The organism is Xylanibacter caecicola, assembly GCF_013166515.1.
GTDB classification, from domain to species: domain Bacteria; phylum Bacteroidota; class Bacteroidia; order Bacteroidales; family Bacteroidaceae; genus Prevotella; species Prevotella caecicola.
Window position 1 is genome coordinate 51,625 of sequence record NZ_JABKKJ010000001.1, and the last position, 16,515, is coordinate 68,139.

The 16,515-nt window shown below is 50.0% G+C and carries 17 protein-coding genes; 11 read left to right on the top strand and 6 right to left on the bottom strand.

The window, feature by feature from the left end:
- Positions 1 to 29 precede the first annotated feature (29 nt).
- A complete protein-coding gene (locus HPS54_RS00225; protein WP_216653009.1) occupies positions 30 to 593 on the top strand; it encodes an SH3 domain-containing protein in 564 nt (187 codons plus the stop codon).
- A 242-nt stretch (positions 594 to 835) separates the two neighbouring features.
- On the opposite strand, the gene HPS54_RS00230 is transcribed toward HPS54_RS00225, so the two are convergent.
- The 6 genes from HPS54_RS00230 to dapB all read right to left on the bottom strand — a co-directional run bounded on the left by HPS54_RS00230 (position 836) and on the right by dapB (position 6,567).
- A complete protein-coding gene (locus tag HPS54_RS00230; protein WP_172343490.1) occupies positions 836 to 1,792 on the bottom strand; it encodes a hypothetical protein in 957 nt (318 codons plus the stop codon).
- A gap of 12 nt (positions 1,793 to 1,804) precedes the next feature.
- A complete protein-coding gene (locus HPS54_RS00235; RefSeq protein WP_172343491.1) occupies positions 1,805 to 2,269 on the bottom strand; it encodes a hypothetical protein in 465 nt (154 codons plus the stop codon).
- A gap of 484 nt (positions 2,270 to 2,753) precedes the next feature.
- Entirely contained in the window at positions 2,754 to 3,425 is a 672-nt protein-coding gene (locus HPS54_RS00240; RefSeq protein WP_172343492.1) for a WbqC family protein, read from the bottom strand.
- Entirely contained in the window at positions 3,409 to 4,188 is a 780-nt protein-coding gene (gene lepB, locus HPS54_RS00245) for a signal peptidase I (RefSeq protein WP_172343493.1), read from the bottom strand. Before lepB (HPS54_RS00245) ends, HPS54_RS00240 begins: the two co-directional genes overlap by 17 nt.
- 140 nt (positions 4,189 to 4,328) lie before the next feature.
- A complete protein-coding gene (lepB, locus tag HPS54_RS00250; protein WP_172343494.1) occupies positions 4,329 to 5,762 on the bottom strand; it encodes a signal peptidase I in 1,434 nt (477 codons plus the stop codon).
- Positions 5,763 to 5,811: 49 nt separating this feature from the next.
- The gene (gene dapB, locus HPS54_RS00255; protein WP_172343495.1) at positions 5,812 to 6,567 is read right to left on the bottom strand and encodes a 4-hydroxy-tetrahydrodipicolinate reductase; all 756 of its coding nucleotides are present in this window, start codon (positions 6,565 to 6,567) and stop codon (positions 5,812 to 5,814) included.
- Positions 6,568 to 6,841: 274 nt separating this feature from the next.
- Between dapB and HPS54_RS00260 the strand changes: the two genes are divergently transcribed.
- The 10 genes from HPS54_RS00260 (at position 6,842) to HPS54_RS00305 (ending at position 16,474) form a co-directional block, all read left to right on the top strand.
- Entirely contained in the window at positions 6,842 to 7,990 is a 1,149-nt protein-coding gene (locus tag HPS54_RS00260) for a PCMD domain-containing protein (RefSeq protein ID WP_172343496.1), read from the top strand.
- A 3-nt stretch (positions 7,991 to 7,993) separates the two neighbouring features.
- On the top strand, positions 7,994 to 8,743 hold the full coding sequence (locus HPS54_RS00265; RefSeq protein ID WP_172343497.1) for a porin family protein: 750 nt from the start codon (positions 7,994 to 7,996) through the stop codon (positions 8,741 to 8,743).
- 18 nt (positions 8,744 to 8,761) lie between these two features.
- The gene (locus tag HPS54_RS00270) at positions 8,762 to 9,364 is read left to right on the top strand and encodes a calycin-like domain-containing protein (protein WP_172343498.1); all 603 of its coding nucleotides are present in this window, start codon (positions 8,762 to 8,764) and stop codon (positions 9,362 to 9,364) included.
- Positions 9,365 to 9,472: 108 nt separating this feature from the next.
- Positions 9,473 to 10,768 carry a DUF2851 family protein gene (locus HPS54_RS00275; RefSeq protein WP_172343499.1) on the top strand — a complete coding sequence of 432 codons (1,296 nt, stop codon included), beginning with the start codon at positions 9,473 to 9,475 and terminating at the stop codon, positions 10,766 to 10,768.
- A 61-nt stretch (positions 10,769 to 10,829) separates the two neighbouring features.
- Positions 10,830 to 11,228 (top strand): acyl-CoA thioesterase, encoded by a 399-nt coding sequence (locus HPS54_RS00280; RefSeq protein WP_172343500.1) that lies wholly within the window; start codon positions 10,830 to 10,832, stop codon positions 11,226 to 11,228.
- Positions 11,229 to 11,230: 2 nt separating this feature from the next.
- The gene (gene dprA, locus HPS54_RS00285; RefSeq protein ID WP_172343737.1) at positions 11,231 to 12,358 is read left to right on the top strand and encodes a DNA-processing protein DprA; all 1,128 of its coding nucleotides are present in this window, start codon (positions 11,231 to 11,233) and stop codon (positions 12,356 to 12,358) included.
- 41 nt (positions 12,359 to 12,399) lie between these two features.
- Positions 12,400 to 13,386, top strand: coding sequence for a tRNA dihydrouridine synthase DusB (dusB, locus tag HPS54_RS00290; protein ID WP_172343501.1), 987 nt, complete (start codon positions 12,400 to 12,402; stop codon positions 13,384 to 13,386).
- A gap of 119 nt (positions 13,387 to 13,505) precedes the next feature.
- Entirely contained in the window at positions 13,506 to 14,225 is a 720-nt protein-coding gene (locus HPS54_RS00295) for a tRNA threonylcarbamoyladenosine dehydratase (protein WP_172343502.1), read from the top strand.
- 234 nt (positions 14,226 to 14,459) lie between these two features.
- Positions 14,460 to 15,392 (top strand): aldo/keto reductase, encoded by a 933-nt coding sequence (locus tag HPS54_RS00300; protein WP_172343503.1) that lies wholly within the window; start codon positions 14,460 to 14,462, stop codon positions 15,390 to 15,392.
- A 164-nt stretch (positions 15,393 to 15,556) separates the two neighbouring features.
- Positions 15,557 to 16,474, top strand: a complete 918-nt coding sequence (locus HPS54_RS00305) for an amidohydrolase family protein (RefSeq protein ID WP_172343504.1) — start codon at positions 15,557 to 15,559, stop codon at positions 16,472 to 16,474.
- Positions 16,475 to 16,515: the final 41 nt, after the last annotated feature.

Consider the following 16,515-nt stretch of genomic DNA (forward strand, 5'->3'; position numbering starts at 1 on the left):
ACTTATTTTACACCTTAATATTTATGACCATGAAATATATAGAAATCTTAAAGTTAAGATGTATTACGGTGTTTATCATGTTTCTTGGAAGTGTATCTGTGCTGTCTCAAGATTATGTAGCCCTCAATACAAACAGCCGTGTAAGAACCAGTCCAACTGTGAAATCGGATGCCGTGGAAGGACAATGGGGCTATCTGGTTTTGTCCAAGGGTGAGGTTCACCGTGTCATCGGAGAGTCGGGTGACTGGTATCATATCGTCATATCGGGTTTCAACAATACCAAAGGATATGTCATGAAGAAGTTCTGCATATCCGCTTGCGGCAAACTTCCGGATAACTTGCCCGCGGCTGAAGGTGAGCAGACAGTTTCCGTGACTAAAGGCAATGACGGCATCTTTTGGCTTAAATATCAGTATGATGACAGCAGAACACCCGTTAAGGGCGTGTGGCATAACGGCATACTTCTTTTCCCGTATACGATGAAACAGATGTTTGGAGCAGACTATGGAGGCGATGATTATATGGACGTTGCGGCATCTTATGTGGTCATTGACGGCAAAGTGTATGCAAAGGAGTATACACGTACGGGCTGACAAACCTTCTTTTTCGCCGTATCAGGCTTTTCCCGGCGTTTCGGATAAATGGTTCTGTCCAACCTGTCCGGATGGCTCAGAAGCGCAGGAAATGGCTTTAAATCGATATTGATACAGTTCTTTCAGGTTTTGATTGATGAAAAGAAACTTCCCCTGCCGGTATGAAGTGTTGTCGGCAAGGGAAGAACCTGTTGGTTTTTCAATAAAGGGAATGTAAGTATAATTTTTGTTTTTGAGAAGTATCAGAACCTGAATCCCAGCGATATTCCTACATGTTCGGCCTTGTATCCGCCCTTTTCGCGATAGTTGTAGTCGGTATATCCATCGAATTTCTGTAATGTGTATTGCAGGGCAATGTCAAACCAGCCGAAACTGTAGCCTATCGACGGCGATACATACAGTCCCGGGTCTATATCCGAATCAAGGTTTATCTCGCAGCTTTTTCCTATCTTACAGTCTACGAAAAGAGAGTTTTTGTACGGAGAAAAACTGTAACGACCATGGGCGAATATGGGAACGAAGAAGCCTTCCAGTTCGCCATTGTAGTTTACTCCCGAGCCTATACCCACATACCAGTGCGGATCCAGCTGATAGCCAAAACTGAGAAGAGCCTCTCCGAAACCGGAGTCGCCCTCGTGTCCGTAGATGTCGTCGCTGTTGTTTTCTATGTCTGCATATCCTCCCGACAGGTTAAGATAAGCCGCGAAACCGGTCCGTCGCATGCCGTAGGATATGGCGTCGGACACTTGCTGTCGGTGGCTGACCGTTTTCGGAACGTTGTATCCGTTTCTCACTTTGACTCCTCTGAATACCGGATTTACCCATACCGAGTCGTCTAGCGACCTGAAATTGGTGTACGTTGCAGGTCGTCCGCTTACTGTTATGGATTTTACTTTGCTGCCGAAGAGCGTTCGTTTCTTTTCTATTACAAACTGTGGTTCGAGCAGAATGTCTGCGTTTCCGCCCTTTTTCTCCAACGCCTCGCTTTCCGCCGCCTGCTTCACGTTTGACATTCCGCCGCGCTGTACCGCTTTCGACGGTTGCATGGTATAGCTTATGCGGTCTGTCACTTTCAGGTCGGCAACCGTTGCGTTGTATTGAGCAGAGGGTATATCTGCCGTTCTTGCTGTTTTTGTCAGAGTGTCACACGACGACAGCAATATTCCGGCAAATGCCGTTATTACCAAATATCTGCGCATGATGTCGACGTTTTATTTTCCCAGCAGACCTTTCAGCAGTCCGCCTGTACCTTTCTTTGTGTTGTCCTTGTATAATCCGCGGAATACGGGGTTAACCCATACCGAGTCATTAAGAGAATGGAAATTGGTGAATTTTGCAGGGCGTCCCGAAACCGTTATCGACTTAACTTTTTTGAAGAAGACATAGTTGGTCTTCTCTACCACATACTCAGGTTCAACCAGCAGGTCGGCGTTTCCTCCCAGTTTTGCAAGAGCCTCGTTTTCCGCCGCCTGTTTCACATTTGCCAAACCGCCTCTGCGTACCGCCTTTGTCGGAGACATTGTGTAGCTTATGCGCTGCGGCATAACCTCAAGATCGGCTACGGTAGACGACAACAATGACGACGGAACGTTGGTGGTCGATGCGGTTTTAGTTACTGTTGTGCACGATGCAGCCATTATCGCTGCCACTCCGAATAGTAAAAATGTTTTTTTCATAACAGATGAAATTATTTTTAAAAGAGGGCTTGTTTATTTTTCCGACGGCACGAGTAAGCCCCCCGTTTGACCCCATGCCGTGACGTAGGTTGTTTAATTTTTGTGCAAAAATAACTAAATTTACATGGTGTTTTTACCCCCCCCGATTTTTATAAAACGTTAACTAAAAAGCGCTAAAATTGTATATTTTTCACTCTTTTGCACTTTTTCATGAGGCGGTAAAGGGGCTTTGGGATATAAAACGTATTCTTATGGGAACAGGTTGAATAAGGAGATAAAGGCAGATAGATACCCTTTGTTTTTATGAGTCTGTAATAAGTTGATAATCAAGATGATACCTTTTAGCTTGCAAAAGGCGGCATATCAGGGGCTGAAAGGGCACCTTTTAGAGGGCGAAATGCCGTCTCTTGGAAACTGAGAGGACACCTCTTGGAAGTGGGGATGTTGTCTTTGGTAAACGCGAGTGTATATTCTGCGCGATATCTTATAAGTAAAGCACGCTTTCGTTGCCCATGTTGAAAAGCAGGTCGAGGATGCTCAGGTTGGGCAGGAAGCCTGTTTTAGAGGCGTATACCTGATAATATTGTTCGGGATAGAACGTGTCGTCGTGTATGGGGTGCTTGGGAGATATGGCATAACGGTAGTCGTCGACACCGTTGTTGTGTATTGCGAGACTGCCGCCGGCACAGTCCTTTGCCGGTGCTATGTAATTTTCGGTGTGTCTGATGTCCGGTTCGATGTCGAGCAGTTCGCACATCTTCAGACATATCTCCATGTTGAAGTCGTAGATGAAAGTCCATTTGCGTGTGAAGAACGGCAGCAGGTCGTCGGCGTAGTATTCAAAGAACGGCGATTCTCCGTAAGCGCTTTTCAGTGCGTTCCAGTGTATGTGACGCCAGTTACCGTGGTCGCTTATGCGTATGTCTTTCATGAGCGACTTGGACAGTGACATGCCCTCGGGACGTTCCACGGGCACCGTAAGCACTTGTGCGCCGTTGGCAGCGGCTATTATGCAACGGTTGCGGTAGGTCTGTTTCACAAAATTTTCATGCCGCTCTATTGTCGCCGTGCCGTAGCGGTTAAGTTTCTGATACCATTGTACCGGACCGAAATATGTTGAAGAAAGCAGTGCTTCCGTGCTATTTTCTTTTTTCATGCATCCATTCATAAAAATTCAAGTCTGTCCGCCGACGTGATGTTATGTCCCTGTCTTTCATTTCTTTTCTCTTACCGTAGATCATCATATGCCTTCGCGGCAGAATTCTCATGCAGCGGTCTTCGCGCACTTTGCCGCCCGCGGTCATCTTTCCGTCTATGGAATATGCTATCATCACGATGCGCCCTATGATGTGGTTCTCCGGGACAAAGCCGAAATAGCGGCTGTCCGGAACCCTGCGGTCGCCGTGGTTCGATATCCAGCAGTAGTTCTGTGCAAGGCAGGCATAACGCGTTTCCTTTCCGTCCACATACAGCTTGCCATTCTTTATTCCGGCGTTTCTCCTTTCGTGCATGCGGTATGTGTTGCAAAGCAGTTTGATGTTCCATGGCTCCACCTTCACCGGGCGGCATTTTCCCGGCACCGTCATGGGCTTGCCGTCTATCATTACGGTGTCGCCCGTGCCCGCATCGAAATATCCCGCACACACCGTCCTTTCGCATATGTCGTGCAATGTGTCCATGGGACTGTTGAATGCCAGCAGTTCCCCGCGTTCCGGCTTCTGTCTTATCCACCGCTCATATCTGAATATTCCCCCTCCTCCCGTGCGCAGTCCGTAGCTCCAGCGGTTTACCAGCACACGGTCGCCGTGTTCCAGCAGCGGCTCTATGCCACAGTCCTCCACCGCGCACACGGTGAAAGCAAGGGCGCGGAATACGAGCATCGCTATTACCGCCGCTGTGATGGTGAGCAGGGAACGCATCAATAATTTATAATTGACAATTTATAATTTATAATTAAGAGTTGGGCGGTGTGAAATATAATTCTTATTTCTTAACTCGTAATTCTTAACTCTTAATCACCCCACGCCCCAACTCTTAATTCTTATTTCTTAACTCTTAATTACTTAATATTGTCCACCATGTTGAACAGCCGGTGCCATCTTATGCCCGAGAAACCGCTGCGGTCGGGGTCGGACGACCACCAGATGAATATCGGTTTGCCCACGATGTGGTCTTCGGGCACAAAGCCCCAGAAGCGCGAGTCTGCCGAGTTGTGGCGGTTGTCGCCCATCATCCAGTAATAATCCATCTTGAACGTGTAGCTCTTCGCCTCCTTCCCGTTGATGAATATCTTGCCGTTTTCCACCTTCAGGTCGTTGCCTTCATACACCTTTATCGGTCTTTCGTATATGGCGATGTTGTCCATGGTGATGTCAAGCGTCTTTCCTTTCTGCGGTATCCATATCGGACCGTAGTTGTCGCGTGTCCAGCCCGTATGACCGTTCAGGGGATATGTATCGCCTACGGTCGCTTCGGTGTTCAGCACAATGCTCTCTACAAGATCCTTGCGTGCCGACAGCACCTTTACGGCACGTTTTGTCAGCGGCATGTATCCGTTCTGGTTCAGGCTTGTAAGATCCTCCATGCTTATGCCCAGATCTTTCATCAGGTCGTCGGGCAGATACTGCTTCAGCTTCACGAAGTACGAATACTGCACGTTGTCCGGCTCCTTGTTTGCCTTTCCGTCAAGATAAACGATACGATCCTTTATCTGCAATGTCTGTCCCGGCAGTCCCACGCAACGCTTCACATAGTTCTCGCGCCGGTCGGTGGGACGCCACGCCTGTTTCCCGAATTCGGCAACGTTGGCAAGCACGTGGTTGCGTCCCACGTTGTACACAAACCTGTAGTAGTCCCACCGCTGCTGTGCCGTCAGCGAGTCCAACTGCGGTGGGTTCTCTATCATCCTGTTGCCGTAGCCGTAGCACATTGCGTAATATTCTGTCTGATAACGCGGCACTGTGGTTATCGTGTCGCCTGCCGGATAGTTGAAAACAACGATGTCGTTAAGTTCCACCTTGCCCAGACCTTTTGCCCGTCGGTAGTCCCAGTGAGGCCAGTCTATGTACGACTTGCACTCGAACACCGGCAGCGTGTGCTGCGTCAGAGGCATTGTCAACGGCGTTTCGGGTATGCGCGGACCATAGCTTACCTTGCTCACGAAGAGATAGTCGCCCGTAAGCAACGATTTTTCGAGCGACGATGACGGTATCACATAGTTCTGGAAGAAGAACAGGTTGATGAAATATACCGCCACGAGGGCAAACACTATGGCGTCTACCCACGACATGATGAAGCGTACCGGTCCGTCGGCGTCTTTCCACCATTGCCATTTTATCTTCTTTGTTATGTAGGCATCGAAGATGAAAGGCAGTACAATAAGTCCCAGCCAGCTTTTAAGCCAATACAGAAAAAGCAGGTAGAGCACCGTTACAACGATGAACTTGCCCCACTGCCTGGCGTTTTCGTTATTTTTCTTTTTGTTGTATGTCATTGTCATATATGTTTTTCAAAACCGTAAAAATTATTTTTCCCATTGTCTGTCAGAACTTGAACATGTCGCTGATTGTCAGCAGTCCGCTGTGTTCCGCCGTATATTCCGCTGCCAACACCGCACCCAGTGCAAATCCGCTTCGGTTGTGTGCGTCGTGTGTTATTGTTATGCAGTCCGCTCCCGAGTCGTATTTTATCGTGTGTATTCCCGGCACCTCTCCGCGCCTTACGCTGTTTATCACCACCTTGTCGTCGTCGTGCATGCTGCTTCCGGTCGTTGTTCCGTCCGCCTCGAGCGTCGTTCCCTTTGCCCAACCGTTTTTTCTGTCCATGCCGTCCACAATCTCTTCTGCCAGAGTAATTGCCGTTCCGCTTGGCGCATCGAGCTTGTGCACGTGGTGCACCTCCTCCATTTCCACGTCATACTGTATAAAACCGTTCATTATCTTTGCCAGATAGCGGTTTACGGCGGAAAATATCGCCACGCCGATGGAGAAGTTCGATGCCCAGAACAGCGTCTTTCCCTCTTCCGAACACATGCGTCTCACATCGTCACCGTGCTCTTTCATCCAACCCGTAGAGCCCGACACCACCTTTACGTTGTGGCTGAAAGCCCGCAGATAATTGTCGTATGCAGCTGTGGGCGATGTAAACTCTATCGCCACATCGGCAGAGGCAAACGCCTCGCTGTCAAAGTCTTGCCGGTTGTCAACATCTATTATACATACAATTTCGTGGTTGCGGACTATGGCTATCTGCTCTATCATCCTGCCCATTTTCCCGTAACCTATTAATGCAATTTTCATGTTTTGGTTTAATTAAAGTAAGTGTAAAAAGTCCCGTTGCTGTCCTTAAAACCATGTCCGGGCAGCTTCCACGGTATATATAATTATGCTGCAAAGATAAGTATTTTTGTATATATGCCGTTGATTTTCAGCCAAAAATAACTAAAAAGCACATGTTTTGTATTGCCATTAGTCAAGATGTCCGTTGTAATAGTAAGTTATTGAGGAAAACTTTTGGCTGCAAAAAGTTTTCTGTCTATATTTGCATTACTTTTATTTTAAAGACTGTTATAAAATGATAAGATTACGGTTGGTTGTGGCAGCGTCGTTTTGCATGTTGTTGTCATCGTGTTTTAAGGATGAGCCTCTTAACGCGGAATGTGACATTCTGGAAGCATACGTACACGTGGAAAACCCGTCGGAAACGTTTTTCAATCCCACGGACACACTTGTGAAGGTTACCTCGGAAGCAAATTCTGTCACATTCAAAGTGAGAAAAAGCGCCGACATAACACGTCTTGCCCCTGTTTTCAGACTTACGGAAGGAGCCGTCATCAATCCGGAAAGCGGTTCGATCCACGATTTCAGCGACGGATCTGTAACATATACAGTGACATCGCAGAACGGAGAGTGGAGCCGTATGTATTCCGTGGTGTTCCAACCTTCGGTGCAGACAGTTACAGATGTCATGCCATTCGACTTTGAATGGTTCTATCTCGATTCCTCCGGCAAGTACTATATCTGGAACGATAAGAAAGAAGACGGCAGTGACGCCGACAACTGGGCGACGGGAAATCCGGGTTTCAAGCTTAGTCGTGGCAGTGCGGCTCCCGACGAATATCCTACCGTTCCGTGGTCGGACGGATATGACGGCACGGCGGTAAAGCTTGAGACAAAAAGTACAGGAGCACTGGGAGTGCTTGTAAATAAGCGTATAGCTGCGGGCAACTTGTTTCTCGGCTCGTTCAATATTGGAATGGCATTGACAAATACTCTTAAGGCAACACGTTTCGGAGTGCCGTTCGACAGGAAACCGCTGAAGTTCACCGGATACTACAAATACAAGCCGGGAGAGAAATTCCAGGACGAGAAAGGAAATATCATAGAGGGCAAGACAGACCGTGCGTCGGTCTATGCGGTGCTGTATCGCAATCATGATGCCAACGGAAATGATGTCGTACTGTATGGAGACGATGTGATGACAAACGAGAATATAGTGGCTGTTGCAAGGGTTTCGGAAATCAAGACTACGGACACATGGACATTGTTCGAGGCAGACTTTGAATACAAGTGTGAGATAGACGAGTCTCTTGTCAACGAAAACGGATACAATCTTGCCGTTGTTTTCTCGTCGAGTGAGGACGGTGACCTGTTCCGCGGAGCCATCGGCAGCACCCTGATTGTGGACAAGGTGAGGATAGAATGTGAGAAAATACAAGAATAGAAAATGAATAAAATACTTTTAGCCTTTGTGGCTCTTATGATGCCCGTATATGCATTTTGCGGCATCTTCTCCGATGGTATAACCTACGACCTTCGCTTTGGCTATGCCGTGGGCGGTACGGCACCCGTCAATATGCCATCGTCCATACGCTCGCTTAGCAAGTACAGTCTGCGTCCGAACTTCTCTTTGGGCTTTGATGCACATAAGAGTCTTTCCACAAAATTCGGCGTCATGGCAGGTCTGCATGTCGAGAACAAGGGCATGGAGATCGACGCCCGTGTAAAGAACTATCACATGGAGATTGTCAGGGGAGGAGAGTCGCTTGAAGGAAACTTCACCGGACATAATGTCACTAAGGTGCGCCAGCTCATGCTCACGGTGCCTGTCATGGGGACATACAGGCTCGGCAACAGCATCATGCTTAAGTTCGGACCTTATGTCTCGATGCTTCTTTCAAAAAACTTCAGCGGCTATGCCTGCGACGGATATTTGCGTGTGGGCGACCCTACAGGTCCTAAAGTAGAGCTCGGAAACACCCCCGGCACACGCGGAACCTACGATTTTAAAGATGAGATGCGCCGTATGCAGTATGGACTTGTTGCCGGTGCCGACATCGCTATTTGCAAACGCTGGGGCGCATACGCCGATATCTCATGGGGACTGACCGGAGTACACAACAGCGGTTTCAAGACCATAGAGCAGACTTTGTATCCTATTTACGGTACAATAGGTATAGTATATAAACTAAAGTAAAAAGAAAAGATTTAAAACATGAGGAAAATTTTTACTCTTATTGCCATGGTTACAATGGCAATGAACGCTATTGCGGCAGATTACACGGATCGTCTCTCCATATCACTTAACGGCGGCGAACCTACAGTTTCTGATGCAACTGTTTCCGTGAACTACAAGGAAGGCAGTGACGGACTTTACGAAATAGTCCTTAAAAATTTCAGTTTCAGCGGTCTGCCTATAGGCGATGTTACGATGACAGACGTCAAGGGCGATGATGATTCGGAAGGTTTCACATGGTTCCAAACCGACCAGGACGCTGTAATAACAAATGGCGGATCAATCGCCTCATTGCTTGGCAACAAGGTTCATGTGACGATAAAGGAGGGAAGCTGCATGAAGGACGGTAAGCTCTATCTGGAAATAAGCCTGCCGGTGAATATCATGGGTGGTACGATAAACGTTGAGGCCGTGTTCGGGACAAAGCTCACATCGGGTGTATCGTCCGTTGTTGCAGGTGGCAACGATGAGGTCAAGGGCATCTACAGCATTGACGGCAAGCGTCTTGATACCATGAAAAAAGGCGCTATCAATATAATACGCCGTGTCGACGGCAAGACCGTCAAGGTTCTGAAAAAATAATGTGCTTGTGCCGGCAGCGGCAAAACATGGTACAGAAGCCAAAATATTATCCCGAACTTATATAAGGTTCGGGATTTTTTTTTACTTTTGCCGTTAAAAGAAAGTACAATGGAACAACTCCTGCACTACGTCTGGAAACACAAGCTGTTTCCCCTTAAAGAACTGCGCACGTCGTCGGGCGATGCGGTGGAGGTTATCGATGCAGGGTTGCACAACCACAATTCGGGACCCGACTTCTTTAATGCAAAGATAAAGATTGGCGGCACCCTGTGGGTGGGAAACGTGGAAATACACTGCAAGTCGAGCGATTGGTACGCCCACGGACACGACAAAGACGCGGCTTACGACAACGTGGTGCTGCATGTTTCGCATGAGATAGATGCGGATGTGGTCACAAGCAGCGGTCATGAAATAGTGCAGATGCAGCTTGACGTGCCGCCCCGCATATCGCAGAATTTCAACGAACTTATAGCCACCGACCACTATCCGCCCTGTTACAGGATTATTCCCGATATCCCGGGAATGAAGATAAGCTCATGGATGAGCGCCCTCCAGGCAGAGCGTCTGGAACAGAAGACCGAGGCGATAGCGAGGCGTGCCGAGCGTTGTGGCGGTTCGTGGGAAGACGCCCTGTTCGTTACTCTCGCCCGTAACTACGGCTTCGGTGTCAACGGAGACGCCTTCGAGGAGTGGGCTTACGGGCTCGGACTGCAGTGTGTGGCTCATCATCGCGATGACATATTCCAGATAGAGGCAATGTTTATGGGGCAGGCGGGACTTTTGGAGCTTGATGCCATACCCGAGAGATACCGTGACGCAGCTTTGCGCGAGGGATATTTCACCAGGCTGCGCAACGAATATCTATATCTCTCCCGCAAGTTCGGTATGACGCCGATGGATGCTTCTCGGTGGCGCTTTATGCGCATGCGCCCTCAGAACTTTCCGCATATCAGGATTTCACAACTTGTCACGCTATATTACAATCGTCGTGCCGGACTGTCCTCTCTCATAGAATGTACATCGGCAGAGCAACTTCGCGACGTGTTCCGCACCTGTGTAACACCATATTGGGAGACACATTATGTTTTCGGAAGCACCAGTTGCAGAACCGAAAAAAGACTCTCTTCGCGGTCGTCCGACCTTCTTATCATAAACACGGCAATACCTATTCTTTTCGCATACGGGCGTCACAAGTCCGACAGTCGCATGTGCGACAGGGCGCTCGCCCTGCTCGGTCAGCTTCGTGCCGAGAGCAATCACGTTGTCCGTATGTGGAAAGCATGCGGTCTGGAGGCGGCGGATGCCGGCGACAGTCAGGCACTTTTGCAACTTAAAAAAGAATATTGTGACAGGAAAGACTGCCTGCGCTGTCGCATAGGATACGAATATCTTAAGAACAGATAGATATATTATACGATGATATAAAGTTAACTTCCTCAATAAAAAAGCAATAGAAACCTATACAATGGAATATATATTTGAAACCCGGATGTCGGTACGCGACTACGAATGCGATATCGAGGGAATTGTAAACAACGCCAACTATCTGCACTATGCCGAACATACGCGCCATCTCTTTTTGAAGAGTTGCGGGCTGAGCTTTGCCGAGATGCACCGCAAGGGAACAGATGCCGTGGTGGCAAGGATGAACCTCAGATATAAGGTTCCGCTGCGTTGCGACGACGAGTTCATATCGCGTCTCGCCCTCAAAAAAGAAGGTCTGCGCTATGTTTTCTATCAGGACATCTTCCGTGCGGCGGACAACAAACTGTGTTTCAGCGGCGTCATAGACATTGTGTGCATGGTCGGCGGCAAACTGTCTGCAAGTCCCGAGTATGACGAAGCGTTTAAAAAATGGCTCTGAACATGAACGGACAGGAAACACTAAACGCCCTTGCGCTTACAAGGATAAACCATTTTAACCTTGCAGGGCTTCTTCATCTGTACCACACTTTGGGCAGTGCCACGGCGATAGTGGAGCACCGCAACGACATGAGCGACGTTGTTTCCGACTGTTCGCCGCGGCTTCTGGAAGGTCTGAAAAAACTTGACGAAGCGCTGAAAAGGGCAGAGGCGGAGCTTGACTTCTGCCACCGTCACGGCATACGGACGCTTTGTATGAACGATGACGATTATCCGCAACGCCTTGCCGAGTGCGACGACGCTCCTCTTGTGCTGTTCTACAAGGGTACTGCCGACCTCAACCAGTTGCGTGTGATAAGCATTGTCGGCACGCGACATTGCACCTCCTACGGACAGGATGTCATCATGCGTTTCATTTCAGATCTGCGCAACCTGTGCCCGAAAGCACTCATCGTCAGCGGACTGGCCTACGGTGTGGACATACACGCCCACCGCCGTGCGCTGGACAACGGTTATGAAACCGCCTGTGTGCTTGCCCACGGGCTTGACTATATCTATCCCGCACGTCACAGAGACGTTGCCGCCAGAATGGCAGGGCAGGGCGGACTGCTTACCGAATTCTTTACCGGTACGAATGCGGACAAGGTGAACTTTGTCCGTCGCAACAGAATCGTGGCGGGAATGGCGGATGCGACGGTGCTGGTGGAGAGTGCAGCGCGCGGCGGCGGACTTATCACGGCGCGCATAGCCCGCGACTATAACCGCGACGTGTTTGCCTTTCCCGGACGCGCCGGCGACGTCTATTCCGAAGGCTGCAACAATCTTATACGCGACAATGGTGCCGCACTTATAAACGGTGCCGCCGACTTTATAGCTGCAATGGGCTGGGAGGGCGATGCACAGCTTGACCGTGCCCGGGCGGAAGGCATAGAGCGCACGCTTTTTCCCGAGTTGTCGGTAGAAGAGGCGGCGGTTGTCGATGTGCTCCGCGGCGGCAACGACATGCAGATAAACATGCTTTCCGTAAAGAGCGGCGTGCCCATAGGTGCGCTTACCGCCATGCTCTTCGAGCTTGAGATGAAGGGTGTTGTGCGTACCATGGCAGGCGGAATGTATCATCTCATAGGATAGCTTTTTTTAGAAAAAGATAAAGAACCCCCATTATCAAAGATATGAAAATAGGCAATATTGAGTTTGGAAATCGTCCCGTGTTCCTTGCTCCAATGGAGGACGTCACCGACATAGGCTTCCGCATGTTGTGCAAGCGTTACGGGGCATCGATGGTCTATACCGAGTTTGTAAGCGCCGAGGCGCTTGTGCGTTCGGTAAAGAGTACCGTGGTCAAACTTGCCATAAGCGACTGCGAACGCCCAGTGGGCATACAGATATACGGTAGGGATACGGCGTCAATGGTAGAGGCGGCGAGGATTGTGGAAGAGGCGCGTCCCGATGTCATAGACCTCAACTTCGGCTGTCCGGTGAAGAAGGTTGCCGGCAAGGGAGCCGGTGCCGGCATGCTGCAGAATATCCCGCTGATGCTCGAGATAACGCGCGAGGTGGTCAAGGCGGTGAACACACCGGTGACGGTGAAGACGCGGTTGGGCTGGAACAGCGACAACCTTATAATCACAGACCTCGCCGAGCAGCTGCAGGACTGCGGCATACAGGCTCTCACCATACACGGGCGCACACGTGCACAGATGTACACCGGCGAGGCGGACTGGACGCTTATAGGCGAGGTGAAGCGAAATCCGCGCATACATATCCCCATCATCGGCAACGGCGACATCACCTCGCCGGAGGAGACGCGGCGAGCGTTCGAGCGCTATGGTGTGGATGCAGTGATGATAGGACGCGCCACATTCGGACGCCCGTGGATATTCAAAGAGATACGCGATTATCTCGACGGCACGAACACCGGAGTGCCGTTGGATTTCAACAGCAAACTCGACATCCTTGAAGAGCAGCTGCGCATCAACATCGAGCGCATCGACGAGTATCGCGGCATACTGCATACGCGCAGGCATCTTGCCGCCACACCCATATTCAAAGGTATTCCGGACTTCCGCCAGACGCGTATCGCCATGCTTCGTGCCTCGACGGTGGAAGAGCTTATCGGCATTTTGGAGGAGTGCAGGGAAAGGCTTGGGGGTAATTAAGAATTAAGAGTTAAGAATTAAGAATTCTGTTGATGACATGGGGCATATAGGTCTTATAAGTCTTATAGGTCCTATGATGATAATAACAAGTGCGATAAAACAAAAAACAATATACAACCATGTGTAATGAAGAAGGAGTGCTTTTGCGCACGCGCCTGCTGCTCGGCGATACGACTATGGAGCGCATACGTTCCGCCCGTGTGGCGGTTTTCGGCGTGGGAGGCGTTGGAAGCTGGTGCGTGGAGGGACTGGTGCGCTCGGGCGTCAGGCATATCACGATAGTGGATTTCGACCGTGTGAGCGTATCAAACATCAACCGCCAGCTTATGGCGACGACACATACCGTGGGCAAGGTGAAGGTGGAGGCGATGAAAGAACATCTGCTCGAGATAAATCCAACGGCGGAGATAACGGCAATAAACGGCAGGTTTTGCGCCGACACGGCAGACATGTTCCGGCTTGAAGACTATGACTATATAATCGATGCCATAGACAGCATAGACGACAAGATGCTGCTTATTACCAGGGCATGTGACACCCGTGCCGTGTTCTTCTCGTCAATGGGTGCCGCCCGCAAGCTCGACCCCACAAGGATACAGGTGACGGAGTTCCGCAAGGTGCGCGGCTGTCCGCTTGCCAAGACGTTGCGTGGCAGGTTCAGGAAAGCCGGCATCGTCCCCTCGCGCAAGTTCCGGTGCGTGTTCAGCGAGGAACTGCTCGACAATGCAGGATGCTCCGACGAGCCGCGTGCCAACGGTTCGTTGCTGCACATCACGGGCATCTTCGGGTTTACGTTGGCAGGACTTGTTATAGAGGATATCGGCAGGTCTGACGGCTGACAACGGCGGCGGGTTTTCCGGAACATGACCTTCCGGGTTCTGAAAGGTGCCCTTTCAGACTCCAATATGTCGCCTTTTAGAGGCTGAAAGGGCACCTTTTGGAAGGCAAAAGGTAATCGCCTGAAAAAGAGAAGGTTGTAAACTGCATTCCGCGGACATCTTTTTTAACATTCTTAACACAACAAATCATGTGTTTGTACGTCATTTATTAAACAACATAATAAGCATAATACTATGGTATACAATGAACTCGGAAAGACCGGCATGAAACTGTCCAACCTCGGTTTCGGGGCGTCCTCGCTCGGAGGAGTTTTCCATGACATCCGCGAGGCGGAAGGAATAAAGGCGGTTCACACGGCAGTCGATAACGGCATCAACTTCATCGACGTTTCTCCCTATTACGGACACTACAAGGCTGAGACTGTTCTCGGCAAAGCTCTGAAGGAAATAGAGCGCCACCGTTACTATCTCTCCACCAAGGTGGGACGATACGGAGAGAACGGCGTAAACATGTGGGACTATTCGGCAAAGCGTGTCACCGACAGCGTTTACGAGAGTATGGAAAGGCTCAATATCGACTATATAGACCTGATAAACGTACATGATGTAGAGTTTGCCGACCTCAATCAGGTTGTGGGCGAGACGCTGCCGGCACTCATTGAGCTGCGCGACAAGGGCGTGGTGAAGCACGTGGGCATCACCGACCTGCAGCCCGAGAACCTGAAATGGGTGATAGAGCATGTTCCGGCAGGCACGGTAGAGTCTGTGCTCTGCTTCTGCCATTACAGCCTTAACGACGAGATGCTTCTTGATTATCTCGACTTCTTCGAGGCAAACAACGTGGGTGTCATCAACGCGTCGCCGTTCTCCATGGGACTGCTGTCGCAGCGCGGAGCACCCGACTGGCATCCGGCGCCACAGCCGTTGAAGGACGCCTGCGCGCGTGCCGCAGAACACTGTGCCGCCAAAGGCTATGCCATAGAGAAGCTCGCCGTGCAGTATTCCACATCCAACTCGCGCATAGCGTCGACCCTCTTCAGCTCGGCAAATCCGGCAAATGTGCTCAAGAGCATAGGATATGTCAACGACCCGATGGACGAAACGCTCGTCAAGGAGGTGCAGGAGATTATAGGCGACCAGATGCGCGTGCGCTGGAAGAATACATAAAGGTGAGGAGTTAAAAGAAGTCAGAGGGAGTTATGTGGCTTGCGCCACAGGAGATAAAGGGACAATAGCATTGAAGCAAGCAACAAAGCATACGTCTTCTATCTCCCCTCTTATCTTCCCGATATCTTCCTCTATCTACTTTCTGATATATAAAATATAGGAAAATGAAGATAATAGATGCCCACTCCCACCTGTGGCTCAAGCAAGACACGGAGTGGAACGGCAAACCCATAAAGACTCTTAAGAACGGACGTTCCAACTTCCTCGGCGAAGAGGTGCAGATGGTGCCGCCGTTTATGATAGACGGCGTGAACAGTGCCGAGGTGTTCATATCCAACATGGACTATGCGCAGGTGTCGGCAGCCGTGGTGACGCAGGAGTTCATCGACGGCATACAGAACGACTATCTTGCCGGCGTGGAGCGCCGATATCCCCACCGCTTTTTTGTCTGCGGCATGTGCAACTACTTTGCCCCGGGCTTCTGTGACGAGGCGGAGCGTCTCATCGCAAACGGCTTCAAGGCAATAAAGATACCGGCACACCGTCTTCTGTTGGACAGCGGGCGGATAATGATGAACACTCCCGAGATGATGCGCATGTTCGGCATCATGCAGGAAAAAGGCATCATCCTGTCCGTAGACCTTGCCGACGGCGACATGCAGGTGGGCGAGATGAAGGAGATAATACAGGAGTATCCCGACCTTAAGATAGCCGTGGGTCACTTCGGGATGGTCACCACCAAGGGCTGGCAGGAGCAGATAAAGCTGGCACGGAACAAGAATGTCATGATAGAGTCGGGCGGCATTACGTGGCTTTTTAACAGCGAGTTCTATCCTTTCCGCGGTGCCGTGCGCGCCATAAAGGAGTCGATAGGGCTTGTGGGAGCCGACAAGTTGATGTGGGGTTCGGATTATCCGCGCACCATTACGGCGATAACCTATAAGATGTCATACGACTTCGTGCTTAAGACCGGCGAACTTACCGACGACGAAAAGGCGGCATTCCTCGGTCTCAATGCCGAGAAGTTCTATGGTTTTGAGGGACTTGAGATACCGCGATATGTCAAGAACATGTCGGAGTGAGATGTTTTTATAAGACCTATAAGCCCTATTAGTCCTATAAG

Bases quoted from the DNA above. Each gene is read 5' to 3' on its own strand.
- HPS54_RS00225 (WP_216653009.1), top strand. From the start codon at position 30: ATGAAATATATAGAAATCTTAAAGTTAAGATGTATTACGGTGTTTATC.
- HPS54_RS00230 (WP_172343490.1), bottom strand. From the start codon at position 1,792: ATGCGCAGATATTTGGTAATAACGGCATTTGCCGGAATATTGCTGTCG.
- HPS54_RS00235 (WP_172343491.1), bottom strand. From the start codon at position 2,269: ATGAAAAAAACATTTTTACTATTCGGAGTGGCAGCGATAATGGCTGCA.
- HPS54_RS00240 (WP_172343492.1), bottom strand. From the start codon at position 3,425: ATGAAAAAAGAAAATAGCACGGAAGCACTGCTTTCTTCAACATATTTC.
- lepB (WP_172343493.1), bottom strand. From the start codon at position 4,188: ATGCGTTCCCTGCTCACCATCACAGCGGCGGTAATAGCGATGCTCGTA.
- lepB (WP_172343494.1), bottom strand. From the start codon at position 5,762: ATGACATACAACAAAAAGAAAAATAACGAAAACGCCAGGCAGTGGGGC.
- dapB (WP_172343495.1), bottom strand. From the start codon at position 6,567: ATGAAAATTGCATTAATAGGTTACGGGAAAATGGGCAGGATGATAGAG.
- HPS54_RS00260 (WP_172343496.1), top strand. From the start codon at position 6,842: ATGATAAGATTACGGTTGGTTGTGGCAGCGTCGTTTTGCATGTTGTTG.
- HPS54_RS00265 (WP_172343497.1), top strand. From the start codon at position 7,994: ATGAATAAAATACTTTTAGCCTTTGTGGCTCTTATGATGCCCGTATAT.
- HPS54_RS00270 (WP_172343498.1), top strand. From the start codon at position 8,762: ATGAGGAAAATTTTTACTCTTATTGCCATGGTTACAATGGCAATGAAC.
- HPS54_RS00275 (WP_172343499.1), top strand. From the start codon at position 9,473: ATGGAACAACTCCTGCACTACGTCTGGAAACACAAGCTGTTTCCCCTT.
- HPS54_RS00280 (WP_172343500.1), top strand. From the start codon at position 10,830: ATGGAATATATATTTGAAACCCGGATGTCGGTACGCGACTACGAATGC.
- dprA (WP_172343737.1), top strand. From the start codon at position 11,231: ATGAACGGACAGGAAACACTAAACGCCCTTGCGCTTACAAGGATAAAC.
- dusB (WP_172343501.1), top strand. From the start codon at position 12,400: ATGAAAATAGGCAATATTGAGTTTGGAAATCGTCCCGTGTTCCTTGCT.
- HPS54_RS00295 (WP_172343502.1), top strand. From the start codon at position 13,506: ATGTGTAATGAAGAAGGAGTGCTTTTGCGCACGCGCCTGCTGCTCGGC.
- HPS54_RS00300 (WP_172343503.1), top strand. From the start codon at position 14,460: ATGGTATACAATGAACTCGGAAAGACCGGCATGAAACTGTCCAACCTC.
- HPS54_RS00305 (WP_172343504.1), top strand. From the start codon at position 15,557: ATGAAGATAATAGATGCCCACTCCCACCTGTGGCTCAAGCAAGACACG.